The sequence below is a fragment of the Rhizobium sp. WYCCWR10014 genome (assembly GCF_001657485.1).
Lineage (GTDB): Bacteria > Pseudomonadota > Alphaproteobacteria > Rhizobiales > Rhizobiaceae > Rhizobium.
The window spans coordinates 73,038-86,744 of record NZ_LXFU01000035.1; the positions used below are offsets into that span (position 1 = coordinate 73,038).

A 13,707-nucleotide genomic window follows, 5' to 3' on the forward strand; every position below is an offset into this window, starting at 1 on the left:
GGCGCCCGGCCGTCTCGGCAAGAAGACCTTCAAGAGGACTGAAACATGACGTGCAAATTATCGCTGGCAACGCTTTCGGATGTGGCGCGCACTGCTGCCATCCCTGGATATGACAGGGCGTCGCTGAAAGCCGGCATCGTGCACTTCGGCGTCGGCAATTTCCACCGTGCCCATCAGGCGATCTATCTCGACGATCTCTTCAACGCGGGCACGGATCACGACTGGGCGATCGTCGGCGCTGGCGTGCTGCCGTCGGATGCCGCGATGCGCGAAAAGCTTGCGGCGCAGGATTTCCTGACGACGGTGGTCGAACAGGACAACAACAAGACGGCGGCGCGCGTCACCGCACCGATGATCGACATCCTGCCGGTCGGCGATGCCGCGGCGATCATCGGCAGGCTTGCCGATCCCGAAATCCGTATCGTTTCGATGACGATCACCGAGGGCGGTTATTTCATCGATGCATCAGGCACGTTCAATCCGGCCCATCCAGCAATCGCCGCAGACGGAGAGAACCCCGATGCGCCGAAGACGGTGTTCGGCCTGATCGTCGCCGGCCTGAAGGCGCGCAAGGACAAGGGCATCGAACCCTTCACCGTCATGTCCTGCGACAACATTCCCCATAATGGCATCGTCACCGCCAATGCCGTCGTCGGCACGGCGGCACTTTCGGATCCTGCCTTTGCCGACTGGATCCGGGCGAATGTCGCCTTCCCGAACGCCATGGTCGACCGAATCACGCCTGCGACCAGTCAGCGCGAGATCGATTTCCTCAGGGACAATTTCCAGATCGAGGACAGTTGGCCGGTCTATTGCGAGGAATTCAAGCAGTGGGTGCTCGAAGATAAGTTCACCGCCGGCCGGCCGGCGCTGGAAAAGGTCGGCGTCACCTTCGTTCCCGATGTTACGCCCTACGAGCATATGAAGATCCGCATCCTCAACGGCGGGCATGCCGCGATCGCCTATCCGGCGGCGCTGATGGACATTCATTTCGTTCATGATTCCATGGAAGACCCGTTGATCCGCGCCTTCCTCGCGAAGCTCGAGAAAGACGAGATCATCCCGATCGTGCCGCCGGTGCCGAACACGTCGCTGACGGATTATTTCGCGCTGATCGAACACCGCCTGCTCAATCCGAAGATTGCCGACACCATTCCGCGGCTGGCGCAGGACGGCTCGAACCGCCAACCGAAATTCATCCTGCCGTCGACGCTCGACAATCTGCGTCAGGGCAGGGACGTCGTTGGTCTGGCGCTGGTTTCAGCGCTCTGGTGCCGTTATTTCGCCGGCAAGACCGACAGTGGCAAGGATATCGTCTTCAACGACGCGAGCGCAGAGCGCCTGCATGCGGCAGCGCTGAAAGCCAAGGACGATCCGTCGGCCTTCCTCGTCTTCGACGATATTTTCGGCGAAGTGGCGAAGTCCGAACTTTTCCGCAAGCGTTTCGCCCATGCTCTCAAAACCTTGTGGGAAAAGGGCACGCGGGAGACGCTGCAGCTCTATCTCGACGGCAAGCTCGCAGTGTAAGGAATTCGGTGGCGGTCTCTACTGCCGCCATTCATCCGGCCTTGCGAGTGAAGCGGGACGGTAACGCGTCCGAATTGAACTCAGGTTGGGTCTTCCATGGCTGATGCTGAAACACGGCTGGTGATCTTCGATTGCGATGGCGTACTCGTCGATAGCGAGCCGATCTCGATCAGCGTGCTTGTCGGGGCGATGAACGATCTCGGCGTCTCGATCACCGAGGACCAGGCCTATGAGCGTTTTCTCGGCCGCAGCCTGTCGACCCTCATCGATACGTTGGAAACCGAATTCAACGTCCATGCCGACGAGGAATTCCTCGAGCGTATCCGCATCGAACTCTACGCCCGTTTTCGCACGGAACTGAAGCCGATCGACGGTATCGCCGCGGCGATCGACGGGCTTGGCGTTCGCTGTTGCGTTGCCTCCTCCAGCCAGATGGAACGAATCCGGTTGTCGCTATCGGTAACCGGGCTTCTCGACAGGCTGCCCGACATTTTCAGCGCAACGATGGTCAAGCGGGGCAAGCCGGCGCCCGATCTCTTCCTGCATGCAGCGCGTGAAATGCAGGTCGAGCCGGCTCATTGCCTTGTCGTCGAAGACAGCCCGGCCGGCATTGCCGCCGCCAAGGCGGCAGGCATGACGGTCTTTGCCTTCACCGGCGGATCACACGCAAATTTCACCGGATATCGTGCCGAACTCGACCGCCTTTCGCCGGAAGTGGTGTTTGACGCCATGCCGGATTTGATACACCTTGTCCGCAACCATAAGCTGGACGGGACCAAGACTTGATGCGTGATCATGTGGTTGCGGTGGATATCGGCACGGGCAGCGCGCGTGCCGGCGTCTTCGATGCACGCGGCCGTCTGCTTGCCAAGGCCGAGCATCCGATCGTGATGAACCGGCCGCGCGAAAACCATGCCGAGCATGATTCCGAAGACATCTGGTCGGCCGCCTGCACGGCGGTGCGCAGGGCGATGGAGCAATCCGGCATCGCCGCCGCCTCGGTCGGAGCGATCGGCTTCGACGCTACCTGTTCGCTCGTCGTCCGTGACCTGGAGGGCCGGCAGCTCAGCGTTTCCACAGGCGGCGACCGGCGTTTCGACACGATCGTCTGGCTCGATCACCGGGCGCTGACGGAAGCCGATTTCTGCACGGCGACGCAGCACAGGGTGCTCGAACATTCCGGCCACGTGATGTCGCCGGAAATGGAAATGCCGAAGCTGATGTGGCTGAAGAAAAAGCTGCCCGCCACATGGGAAAAGGCCGGCTACTTCTTCGATCTCGCCGATTTCCTGACGTGGAAGTCGACCGGATCCCCCGCCCGTTCGCGCTGCACGCTGACGGCGAAATGGAACTATCTCGCCCATCTCGAAAATGGCTGGCAGCAGGACTTCCTGGAGCAGATCGGCCTCGACGACCTTCGGGCGCGCGGTCACCTGCCGGATGAGACCACGGCTGTCGGAGACAGCGTCGGCCGACTGACTGAGGAAGCGGCGGAAGCGCTGGGGCTGACCGTGGACTGCCGTGTCGCTGCCGGGATGATCGATGCCTATGCCGGCGCGCTCGGCGCGCTCGGCGGCTATGCCAAAGATCCTGTCAAACTCGAGCACCAGCTGGCGCTGATTGCCGGCACGTCGAGCTGCATCGTTACCTTCTCGCGGGAGCGCAAGCCGAGTCATGGCATGTGGGGTCCCTATTACGAGGCAGTCTTCCCGCAATCCTGGCTGGTGGAGGCCGGGCAATCGGCGACGGGCGCGTTGCTCGACCACATCGTGCGCATGCATGCGGCCGGCGGTGAGCCGACGGCGGTGCTGCATCAGAAGATCGTCGCGCGCATCGCCGAATTGCGGGCCGAGGAGGGCGATGACTTCGGTGCGCGGATCTTCGTGCTGCCGGATTTCCATGGCAACCGTTCGCCGCTCGCCGATCCGCATGCGGTTGGCGTCGTCAGCGGGCTGACACTCGATACGTCCTTCGACGGGCTCTGCGCGCTCTATTGGCGCTCTGCGATGGGGATTGCGCTCGGCGTTCGCCATATTCTGGAAATGATGAAGGAATACGGCTACATGACCGATACGCTGCATATTGCCGGCGGGCATGTGAAAAACCCGGTGCTGATGGAGCTTTATAGCGATGCGACCGGCTGCAAGGTCGTGGTGCCGAAGATGAACCAGGCGGTGCTGCTCGGTACGGCGATGGCAGCATCCGTCGCCTGCGGCCTGTACAAGGATCTGGCGGCGGCCGGCGAGGCGATGTATCCGGGCGCCGACGAACGGCTTCCCGACAAGGCGAAGCAGTCGCTCTACGACCGCGACTACCGCCGTCTTCTCGCTATGCATCGGCACCGCGCCGAATTGGAAACGATGCTATAGAGCGCCGCTCGAAGGACGCTCTATCACTTTGAATCTGCGCCTGATCCTTTTAATTTAGTGGTTCGCCGTCTCGCCGAGGACGGTCGCGAACTCCATCATGCGGCGGCGGCGAAGTGCCGCCTCTTCTCCGACTTGAAGGATGACGGATTCCGACAGGCAATCGAGCAGCGCGATCAGCGGCGGAAGATTGTCGAGATCGGGGGCGCGAGCGGGCGGCAGGGGCAGCATGACATTCGACTGATCCGCCATCCAGTCGGCTTGCTGCGGCGAAATGAGCACGACCTTATAGCCGTAGCGCCGCGCCGTTCTGGCAAGCAGCCGTGCCTTGGCGAAGCGGCGACAATCGATGATGACGAGCAGCGCGTCGTCGACCGCCAGCCGGGCGAAAAGTTCCGCAAAACGGTTGTCGGCGGCGTCGAGCGTGCGCACGCCGTCGCGGGCTTGCGTCAGCCGCTGACAGAAATGATTGGCCAGGCTTGCGAGCCGCGCATGCGTGGCGATCGACACTTCGCGGGCGGTGCTGATCAAGCCGACGGCTTCCGACCAGTGCGGCTGCGCCGTCAGATGATAGATATGATGGAGGGCCTGGATCTGTTCGGCAACCAGCACGGCGAGCGGTTTGCCCTCCGCGGCGTCGGCATGCAGCTCGCTCATGGCGCTCTGCAATTGCGCCGGCGATGTCGTCACCGTCTCGCGAATCTCCACCTTGACGCTGTCCAATCCCTGATAACCGAGCGAGCGCAGGAAGCGCCCGACGGTCATCGGCGAGAGATCCAGCCTGTCGGCAACGGATGCAGCCGTCTCGAACGGCAGGTCGTTCAGGTGTTCGGTGAAATATTTCGCGATACGGCGCTCGGCTGGAGTACCGGTTTTTGCGTATTGCCTGAGTTTTTGGACAAAGTCTTCCACGTCAGCCTCCCCATCTTCCTCAGAGGCGTTCCGTGGATGCGCTGTTGCGACCCCTTGTCTTTGCAACTATTTCGGAAGCTGCTTCTCAGGCCCGTGCGTATTTCATGTATGCCACAATATTATATTAGTATTTGGTTTTCGACAAGTTTTCTATTACTGAATGCAATTTTATTCTCTCTTGTCGGTGGCCTCCATCTTTCCTACATCTTCGGCGCAACCGGAGACGCCTGAGACATGATTCTTGACGCCGCTCGACTTTCGCTCGCCAATCTGTTCGCGTCGGAAACGCGTTCTGTCTTCTGGAAGGTGCTCGGCCTGACGGTTCTCGTGCTCGTCGGCCTCTGGTTCACTCTGCGCGGAGCCTTCATGGCCTTTCTCTTTCCCTGGCTCACGGGTTTCTTTCCCGATATGCCGGATTGGGCGGGGTGGTTCGCTCTCATCTTCGCAATTCTTGCCGGTATCGGCCTTGCCCTCATGCTGGCGCTGCTGCTGTCGCCGGTCACGGCGCTGATCGCCGGCCTGTTTCTCGACGACGTCGCCGATGTCATCGAAAAGCGCGACTATCCCAAGGACACGCCTGGCACCGCCATGCCGCTCGGTCCGGCGATGGCAAGCTCGATCAAGTTCCTCGGTGTGGTGATTCTCGGCAATATCGTGGCATTGCTGCTGCTGTTCATACCCGGCGTCAATCTGGTCGCGTTCTTTCTGGTGAACGGCTATCTGCTCGGACGGGAATTCTTCGAATTCGCCGCCATGCGCTTCCGTTCGCCGGATGAGGCGCGGCTTTTTCGCGCCAAGCATGCCTCCACCGTCTTTCTCGGCGGGCTGATGATCGCCCTTTTCCTGGCGATCCCGATCGTCAATCTTCTGACGCCGCTTTTTGCGGCCGGCATGATGGTGCATCTGCACAAGCTGATTTCCGCACGGGATACCGGTTTGCGTGCCTAAGGCTCAAGCGGGCAGGGCGGAGGTGTCGTACATCGCCGCGAATTCGGCGCTCGGCGGGATCGGCTTGATGATGTCGATCAGCACGCCGTTCGGGTCGGCGGTGATGAAATGCCGCTGGCCGAAATCCTCGTCGCGGATTTCTCTGAGAATTGGCAGTCCGGCGTTCCGGCAGGCTGCATAAATCGCATCGACATCGTCGACCTCGAAATTGAGGAGCAGGCCGGACACCCTGCCGCGGGCTTTGGCCGGGATGGTCTCGTGGCTGCCGTCAAGGATGGCAAGCGCGATATGCTCCTCCTCTGCCGATTGGAGGTGAACATACCAGTCGCTTTCGAACAGGGCTTTGAAGCTGAAATGCGTGCAATAGAAGCTGGCGGTGCCGGCAACGTCTTCTGTCATGATGACAGGATAATAGCTCGTCGATTTCATCTCTTTTTCCTCCTTTTTTGTTTACATACAGTCTGTATGTTTTTTCTATTAACATACATTCTGTTTGTATGTAAAGAGGTGTGCATGAGCCGCAGCAATCGCGAGAGAACGGAGCAGACGAGACAGGCACTGATCGATGCCGGTCGACGTCTTTTCGTCGAGAAAGGTTATGCCGAAACCGCGACGCCGGAGATCGTCATGGCGGCGGGGGTCACGCGGGGGGCGCTCTACCATCATTTTGAAGACAAGAAGGCGCTTTTTCGGGCGGTTATCGAATGCGAGGCACGCGCGGTGGCCGCAGCGATCGAGGCTCGCTCGGCGTCCTACGACGCGCCGCGTGCCATGCTGATCGCCGGTGCCTCGGCCTATTTCGATGCGATGAGGGCAGAAGGGCGTACGCGGCTGCTGCTGATCGAGGCACCTGCCGTTCTCGGCTCGCTGGCGAGTGCGGCGATCGATGCAGAGAATGCGGAAGCGACGCTGCGGGCAGGGCTTGTAGCGATGCTTCCGGAGGCCGGCGCTATGCTCGAACCGCTGACGTCGCTGCTATCGGCAGCCTTCGATCGCGCGGCGATCGCGATCGAGTCGGGTGCCGAAAGGCGGCAATACGAACAGGCGATCGCTGTCCTACTCGACGGCCTCGCCGATCACCTGCGGCGGTAGCTCGACCAGCGGCGCCGGCACATCCCAGCTCTTCTCGAGCGATTTACAGAGATCGGCGATGACGCAGCGCTCACATTCGGGCCGGCGTGCCTTGCAGGTATAGCGGCCGTGCAGGATCAGCCAGTGATGCGCATGATAGAGGTAATGTTTCGGGATCACCTTCATCAGGCGTTCCTCGACCTCGTCAGGTGTCTTGCCGGGGGCGAGCCTGATGCGATTGGCGATGCGGAAGATGTGCGTGTCGACGGCCATCGTCGCCTGGCCGAAGGCCATGGAAAGCACGACATTGGCGGTCTTGCGGCCGACGCCCGGCAATCTCACCAACTCGTCGCGTGTCTCCGGCACCTTGCCGCCGAACTGGTCGACCAGCATCTGCGAGAGCGCGATGACGTTTTTCGCCTTGTTGCGGTAGAGACCGATCGTCCTGATGTGGTCGCGCAGCCGCTCTTCGCCGAGATCGAGCATCTTTTCCGGCGTATCGGCAATCTTGAAGAGCGCGCGCGTCGCCTTGTTGACGCCAACATCGGTTGCTTGCGCCGAAAGCGCGACGGCGACGACGAGCGTGAAGGGGTTGGTGTGCTCGAGCTCGCCTCTCGGTTCCGGCCGCTGCACCGAGAAGCGGCGGAAGATCTCCTCGCGCTCGGCCAGCGAATAGGCCGTGCGCACCACGGCCGCCGGCTTGCGGTGGGCGATCACATTCGCGTCCTGCGGCGTCTTGGTAACGGATTTGAGTTTCGGATTCGCCATGGAAACTCTATAATCAGCAGCCATGATGGAAAGCAACGCCGACAGCTTCAATGAGCAGCCTGTTTTCGCTGCCGAGCTCTTTCCCCACCGGTCGCTCGGCCGCCGGGGCTTCAAGGTGCTGCTTGCCCTATCCGGTGCCGTCTGCTTGCTTTACGGCACGTTCTTCATCGCGACGGGGGCCTGGCCGATCGGCTTGTTCTTCGGAGTGGATTTTCTGCTTCTCTACGGCGCCTTCTGGCTGAATTACCGCTCCGGGAAAGCGCGCGAACAGGTGACGGTATCGCGCACGGATGTGTCGGTGCGCAAGTTTGCGCCCTCGGGACGGATGGTGGAGCATCATTTCAATCCGTTCTGGACGCGCTTCCTCGTGCGCCGGCACCAGGAGATCGGCATCCTTTCCATGCATATCTTCGGCGAAGGCCGGCGCACGGATATCGGCTCGTTCCTCAATCCCGATGATCGCGAAAGCTTCGCCAAGGCCTTCAAGGGAGCGCTGGCAACCGTCAAGCAGCGGATCTGAGCTAGAGCGGTTCAGCTTTTCACGGAAGCGCAGAACCGCTCTAGCTTTTATTTTTACGCAATTCACGGCAAAAGCGCTTCGCGCTTTGCCTGGGAAAACCGCTTCGCACTTTTCCTGGCATTGCTCTATCCAGATGCACAAGAATCGGGTGGTTTGCTCACCGCCTATTGACTATCTCCTGGTTACAAGGAGAAAGACGATGAATATGATTGCCAACCTGCAGACAGACATCACGCCTGACGGCCCTGATTATGACATTGTCCGTCGGGTGATCGAACTCATCACCGAGGATTACCGCGACCAGCCTTCGCTGGAGGCGATCGCGGCGCGGCTCAACCAGTCGCCGACCCAGCTGCAGAAGACCTTTACCCGCTGGGCCGGGCTGTCGCCCAAGGGCTTCCTGCAGGCGGTGACGCTGGATCACGCCAAACGGCTGCTGCGCAAGGAAGACATGCCGCTGCTCGAGACCTCGATCGAGGTCGGCCTCTCCGGGCCGAGCCGCCTGCACGACCTTTTCGTCACCCATGAGGCGATGTCGCCCGGCGAATGGAAGGCCAAGGGCGGTGGTCTCATCATCCGCTACGGCTTCCACATCTGCCCTTTCGGCGTGGCGCTGATCATGGTGACCGACCGCGGCCTTGCCGGCCTTGCCTTCAGTGATTCCGGCGACGAGAGGGCCTGCCTCGAGGATATGACCTGCCGCTGGCCGAACGCTGAATATGTCGAAGACCTGCAGGCGACGGTCCCCTACGCTGCCCGCGTCTTCGAGCCCGGCAAATGGTCCTCCGACCAGCCGCTGCGTGTCGTGCTGATCGGCACGGACTTCCAGGTGCGCGTCTGGCAGAGCCTGCTGAAAATTCCGTTCGGCAAGGCCGTCACCTATTCCGATATCGCCAACGATATCGGCAGCCCCACGGCGCAGCGCGCCGTGGGTGCGGCGGTCGGGGCAAACCCGATCTCCTTCGTGGTGCCTTGCCACCGGGCGCTCGGCAAGAACGGCGCGCTGACGGGCTATCATTGGGGCCTCACCCGCAAGCGGGCGATGCTCGGCTGGGAATCGGCGCACGCCTGAGGGGCTTTCCTGGGCGGAGGGCGGGTCGTTCGCCGCTTATCGCTCCGCCACTTCTCCCTGCTGGGGAGAAATGGCAGACGGTGATGTCTCGGCCAGTTCCAGTAACGCCCGTGCAGCACTTTCATCGGTGATCAGCGTGTTGCAGCCGATGCGCTTGATCGTCGCACGGATCGCCACGGCCCGATGGGCGCCGCCGGAGGATAGCACGATATGCTTCGCCTCTTTCAGCGTGTCGAGATCGACGGACATCACGCGCCGATTGATCGAATGATCGACCGAATTGCCGTCCTTGTCGAGGAAGTTGAACATCGTGTCGCAGACGCAGCCGGCATCGATCAGTTCCTGCAGCTCGGCCTTCGAGATCCAGCCCTCCGACAGCGAGGTCGAATGCGGGCCAATATCGCCGCAGCTGACGATCGCCAGATCCAGGTTTTCGGCAAGACGGTAGATCGTGTCCAGCCCGCATTTCTCGATCAGATTGCGCTTGGTCTCGATGGAATCGACGAGGAGCGGCGCCAGGAACATGTAGCATTCGGCGCCGAGCTGATTTGCCAGCCGCCATGTGTAATCGATCGGGTTGGTCTGGTGCACGGCAACGATGCCGCCGAGTAGTGAAACGACCTTGCAATTTGCGCGGCGCGGCGGCCGGAAGCTCGACAGCGAGGCGGTCATGGTGCGGCCCCAGCCGACGCCGATGGTATAGTCGTCGGGGATGGCTTCGGAGAGGAACTGGCCAAGCGCCAGACCGACATTTTTAGCCAGAGAATTGACGTCGCCATTGACCGGTGCGGGTACGACGATCGCCTCGTCGAGGCCATAGGCGCGCTCCAGCTTCACCGAAAGTTCAACGCAGTCGCCGATCGAATCGTTGATCCAGATCTGGACTTCGCTGCGCTTCATCGCCTCGTCGAGCAGGCGAATGACGGTGGTGCGGCTGATACCGAGCTGTTCGGCGACATCCTTCTGGGTCAGGCCCTCGTTGTAATAGAGCCATGCCGCCCTTAGCCGCAGCGAGGATGCCTCCGAGTAGGCCGTGTGCGTGCCGCGTTTGAGCTTGACCACATCTCCTCCGCACGATTTCCTGCCCTAGATCCCTCATGACCATGAGATGAAGGCCTTAGCGACGCTTTTGTTGCCGGGGATAATGACGGGTGTGACACTTATGTCAATTGAAATGCACAAATGTCCTTGACTTTTCGTGAGGCGAATGGCGATAGTCCTGACGACACACGTCGTTCTTGTCCGTCCGAGGAGGACATAGTGCGGGCATGCCGAAAGTCACGACCGGCCTTCCAGCCGCAGGCGGTACCGCTTGCGTGCGAGCGGCCGTTCGTTCGCGGCCGGAACACGGCCACTGTCCTTCACGTTTATGAATCATCCGTGACGGATGCGCGCATTTTCGCCTGCAGTATGCAAACAACCTGTCGGTAGATCACCTTTGCCCGGCGGAACTCGCGCCGGTCGCAGCCCAAGTTCAACAAGGATTATTGACCATGACATCCAAGCTTGACCAACTACGCGAGATTACCACCGTGGTCGCCGATACCGGCGACATCGAGGCCGTCGCCCGCCTGAAGCCGGTCGATTGCACGACGAACCCGAGCATCGTGCTCAAGGCTCTCGGCACGCCGATGTTCGCCGACGCCATCAAGGAAGCCGTCACCTGGGGCAAGAAGCAGGGCGGCAATCCCGAGGCCGTTTCATCGGCCGTCGCCGATCGTCTCGCAATCTCCGTCGGTGCAGCCCTGGTGAAGCTCGTTCCGGGCCGCGTCTCGACCGAAGTCGACGCCGATCTTTCCTTCGATACCGAGGCTTCGCTTGCCAAGGCGCGCGCAATCATCGCCGCCTACAAGGATCGCGGCATCGGCCAGGACCGCATCCTCATCAAGCTCGCTTCCACCTGGGAAGGCATCCGCGCTGCGGAAGTGCTGCAGAAGGAAGGCATCGACTGCAATCTGACGCTTCTTTTCAGCAAGGCCCAGGCGATTGCCTGCGCCGATGCCAAAGTGTTCCTGATCTCGCCCTTCGTCGGCCGCATCCTCGACTGGTACAAGAAGTCGACCGGCAAGGACTACACTGCCGAGGAAGATCCGGGCGTCATCTCCGTCCGTGAAATCTACAACTACTACAAGGCGAACGACATCAAGACGATCGTCATGGGCGCCTCCTTCCGCAGTGCCGGCGAAATCGAAGCCCTTGCCGGCTGCGACCGCCTGACCATCAGCCCGAACCTGCTCGATGAACTGGCCAAGGATGAAGGCAAGCTGGAGCGCAAGCTCTCGCCGGAGAGCCGCAAGCCGGATCCGAAGGTCTCCGTCGACGAGAAGACCTTCCGCTGGATGATGAACGAAGACGCGATGGCGACGGAAAAACTCGCCGAAGGCATCCGCGCCTTCGCCAAGGATCTCGGAACGTTGCGCACCATGGTGCAGAAGGAACTGCAGCTCGCCGCCGCCTGATAAGGCGCGGCATGCAATCGGAGGCGCGGCTGTCGGCTGGCAGGCGCGCCTTTTTCATGCTGTTATCAAGGGCATATACTGTCGGAGACCGATATGGCGGATGAGGAACGGGCAAATTCGCTTGCGGCATTTGCCTACAAGCATGCGAGCTTCATCATCGCCGTTGTTGCCGGACTGGTGGTCTTCTTGGCTCTGACCTCGCGCGAAGTCAGCGCCGGCAATATCCTGTTCGGCTGGAATGTCAGCGCCGGCGTTTTTGTCGCGCTCAGTTGGCGCAAGATGCTCTGGGCGACGGTTGAAAGCATCCGAAAACGCTCGGCCGATCTCGATTTCTCCGACACCGTCCTGTTGGCTCTTTCGATCGGTGCCGCACTTGCCAGCATTGCCGGGATCGGCCTCGAGCTTCATTCGATCAAGGAGGCTGCACCCGACGTCGCGCTGGCGCGGGCAGGTGTTGCGGTTCTGACGATCCTGATCTCCTGGATCTTCCTGCACACGCTCTTCACCATCCATTATGCCCATTATTTCTATGGCGGGGCGGACGAGGAGGGCGGGCTCAAGTTTCCGGACGGGATCGAAGAGCCCGGCTACTGGGATTTCCTCTATTTCTCCTTCACCATCGGCGTTGCCGCACAGACGGCGGATGTCGCAGTCAGTTCGACCAGCATGCGCAAGCTGACGTTGCTGCATGCCGTGCTGTCGTTCCTGTTCAATACGACGATCCTGGCGCTGGCGATCAATGTCGGGGCGAGCCTGCTATAATGTGCCTTGCCATGAGCGGGCTAACCACCTGCTCTTCAAACGGAGGGTATGATGGAAAGCGCCTCAAGCCGGCCCCGACTGGCCGATCTCGTTCTTCTCCTCGGCAGGCTTCTGCTGTCGCTGATCTTCCTGCACGAAGGTTGGTCGCTCGCGGCAGATATCACGGCGACTTTCGACATTTTCGCAAAACTGGGGCTGTCGGCGCCGGTGGCGATTGCCACCATTGCCCTTCAGATCGGCGCCGGCCTTTCCGTTGCGACAGGCTTCCTCAGCCGGCTTGGCGCATTGGCATTGGCGCTCTTCTGCCTGGCGACCGCCTTGCTCTTTCACACGAATTTTGCGAGCCAGAATGAACTGCTGCATTTCGAGAAGGACCTGGCGATTGCCGGCGGCATGTTCGTGCTCTCGGCTTCGGGTGCGGGATCGATATCGATCGACAAGCTGCTGAGAAAGCGAACGAACAAAATGCCTCCATGGCTCAGGGCCGTGTTGTCGTGAAATGCGCGCACCGAAATCCGAAGGCCTGGTAAATTTCGCGGGCCCTCGGTGGCGCAATAAAACCGAATAAAACCGAACAAACAGAAGCGTCGATGCGAGCTACACTTTTGGCGACAGGTCAGGAGTGTGCCAGTGATGTCTTCCGCGCAAAACAATCAGCAAAAGCCAATTCTCGTCTTTCTCGCAAAAGGCGCTGCCTGTGACATCGTCTCGAAATTGAATGAGAACGGATATGTCGCGGCGGCCGTGTCCTCGGTGCCGGAGCTCTTCGATGCCTTGCGTTCGGACCGATATTTTCTGGCCGTAACGATGCGATCGGATATCGACATGGTCCGAAACATCAAGCCGATACCGGTCGTCAATCTGGAGGTGTTTTTCCATATCGTCCAGTCGGCCACGAAGTCCATTCGCTCCTCGAAGCAGTTCGACAGCGACGCATTTCTAATAAGGATCGCGGCCCTCACGGAGTCAAGGACAGGCAGGGTTAGTGCAGTCCGAAGAGATCCGGCCGCAAACGAGACAGTGACTGCAAGCACGGCGAAGGCATCCCGGTGGCGGGCCGCCACATCTCTTCTGTTAAGTCGCCGCGCCGCGCCCGGCGCAGAACGGGCCGATTAGACGTGGGCGCATTCTCATCCCCGACGGACCGGTCTTCACCAGGTTCAGATCCCGATGCCCCATCTCTCCGGCTGTCCACGCTGCGCAACGTTCCGGACGGATCTTATGGGCATCTTTCTGCCGGGTTTCGTCGGCTTGAAACCGTCGTTCCGAAAGCAGAACTTCTTACTTGGTGCGGGTGTCTTT

Annotated in this window: 15 protein-coding genes; 11 read left to right on the forward strand and 4 right to left on the reverse strand. The window is 60.6% G+C overall.

Features of this window, described 5'->3' with window-relative positions; translation table 11 throughout:
• Window positions 1-45: 45 nt before the first annotated feature.
• From A6U98_RS14670 to A6U98_RS14680, 3 genes are all read left to right on the forward strand, one after another.
• On the forward strand, window positions 46-1,527 hold the full coding sequence (locus tag A6U98_RS14670) for a mannitol dehydrogenase family protein (protein WP_064650898.1): 1,482 nt from the start codon (window positions 46-48) through the stop codon (window positions 1,525-1,527).
• Between the two features lie 96 nt (window positions 1,528-1,623).
• Entirely contained in the window at window positions 1,624-2,313 is a 690-nt protein-coding gene (locus A6U98_RS14675; RefSeq protein ID WP_064650900.1) for an HAD family hydrolase, read from the forward strand.
• Window positions 2,313-3,896, forward strand: coding sequence for an FGGY-family carbohydrate kinase (locus A6U98_RS14680; protein ID WP_064650902.1), 1,584 nt, complete (start codon window positions 2,313-2,315; stop codon window positions 3,894-3,896). The genes A6U98_RS14675 and A6U98_RS14680 overlap by 1 nt, the downstream gene beginning before the upstream one ends.
• A 54-nt stretch (window positions 3,897-3,950) precedes the next feature.
• Here the strand turns inward: A6U98_RS14680 and A6U98_RS14685 are convergent, their stop codons facing one another.
• On the reverse strand, window positions 3,951-4,805 hold the full coding sequence (locus A6U98_RS14685; RefSeq protein WP_003543085.1) for a MurR/RpiR family transcriptional regulator: 855 nt from the start codon (window positions 4,803-4,805) through the stop codon (window positions 3,951-3,953).
• Between the two features lie 234 nt (window positions 4,806-5,039).
• Here A6U98_RS14685 and A6U98_RS14690 point away from each other — a divergent pair, with 234 nt between their 5' ends.
• Complete coding sequence (locus A6U98_RS14690) at window positions 5,040-5,753, forward strand: sulfate transporter family protein (protein WP_064650904.1); 714 nt, start codon at window positions 5,040-5,042, stop codon at window positions 5,751-5,753.
• 3 nt (window positions 5,754-5,756) lie between these two features.
• Here the strand turns inward: A6U98_RS14690 and A6U98_RS14695 are convergent, their stop codons facing one another.
• Window positions 5,757-6,182 carry a VOC family protein gene (locus A6U98_RS14695; RefSeq protein ID WP_064650906.1) on the reverse strand — a complete coding sequence of 142 codons (426 nt, stop codon included), beginning with the start codon at window positions 6,180-6,182 and terminating at the stop codon, window positions 5,757-5,759.
• 84 nt (window positions 6,183-6,266) lie between these two features.
• Here A6U98_RS14695 and A6U98_RS14700 point away from each other — a divergent pair, with 84 nt between their 5' ends.
• Window positions 6,267-6,845: a TetR family transcriptional regulator gene (locus A6U98_RS14700; RefSeq protein WP_064650908.1), complete on the forward strand. Its 579-nt coding sequence runs from the start codon at window positions 6,267-6,269 to the stop codon at window positions 6,843-6,845.
• On the opposite strand, the gene nth is transcribed toward A6U98_RS14700, so the two are convergent.
• Window positions 6,810-7,616, reverse strand: a complete 807-nt coding sequence (gene nth, locus A6U98_RS14705; protein WP_197496394.1) for an endonuclease III — start codon at window positions 7,614-7,616, stop codon at window positions 6,810-6,812. The two genes, A6U98_RS14700 and nth, sit on opposite strands and share 36 nt — an antisense overlap.
• Here nth and A6U98_RS14710 point away from each other — a divergent pair.
• Together A6U98_RS14710 and A6U98_RS14715 are read left to right on the forward strand one after the other, a co-directional pair.
• The gene (locus A6U98_RS14710) at window positions 7,615-8,112 is read left to right on the forward strand and encodes a DUF2244 domain-containing protein (protein ID WP_064650913.1); all 498 of its coding nucleotides are present in this window, start codon (window positions 7,615-7,617) and stop codon (window positions 8,110-8,112) included. The genes nth and A6U98_RS14710 overlap by 2 nt on opposite strands.
• Window positions 8,113-8,311: 199 nt before the next feature.
• Entirely contained in the window at window positions 8,312-9,184 is an 873-nt protein-coding gene (locus A6U98_RS14715) for a bifunctional helix-turn-helix domain-containing protein/methylated-DNA--[protein]-cysteine S-methyltransferase (protein WP_064650914.1), read from the forward strand.
• Between the two features lie 36 nt (window positions 9,185-9,220).
• On the opposite strand, the gene A6U98_RS14720 is transcribed toward A6U98_RS14715, so the two are convergent.
• Window positions 9,221-10,246: a sugar-binding transcriptional regulator gene (locus A6U98_RS14720; RefSeq protein ID WP_064650916.1), complete on the reverse strand. Its 1,026-nt coding sequence runs from the start codon at window positions 10,244-10,246 to the stop codon at window positions 9,221-9,223.
• Window positions 10,247-10,677: 431 nt separating this feature from the next.
• Here A6U98_RS14720 and tal point away from each other — a divergent pair, with 431 nt between their 5' ends.
• The 4 genes from tal (at window position 10,678) to A6U98_RS14740 (ending at window position 13,521) form a co-directional block, all read left to right on the forward strand.
• Window positions 10,678-11,643 carry a transaldolase gene (gene tal / locus A6U98_RS14725; protein WP_064650918.1) on the forward strand — a complete coding sequence of 322 codons (966 nt, stop codon included), beginning with the start codon at window positions 10,678-10,680 and terminating at the stop codon, window positions 11,641-11,643.
• A 93-nt stretch (window positions 11,644-11,736) separates the two neighbouring features.
• A complete protein-coding gene (locus tag A6U98_RS14730; RefSeq protein ID WP_064650920.1) occupies window positions 11,737-12,405 on the forward strand; it encodes a DUF1345 domain-containing protein in 669 nt (222 codons plus the stop codon).
• Window positions 12,406-12,453: 48 nt separating this feature from the next.
• On the forward strand, window positions 12,454-12,903 hold the full coding sequence (locus A6U98_RS14735; protein WP_064650922.1) for a DoxX family protein: 450 nt from the start codon (window positions 12,454-12,456) through the stop codon (window positions 12,901-12,903).
• A 126-nt stretch (window positions 12,904-13,029) separates the two neighbouring features.
• Complete coding sequence (locus A6U98_RS14740; RefSeq protein ID WP_064650924.1) at window positions 13,030-13,521, forward strand: hypothetical protein; 492 nt, start codon at window positions 13,030-13,032, stop codon at window positions 13,519-13,521.
• Window positions 13,522-13,707 lie beyond the last annotated feature (186 nt).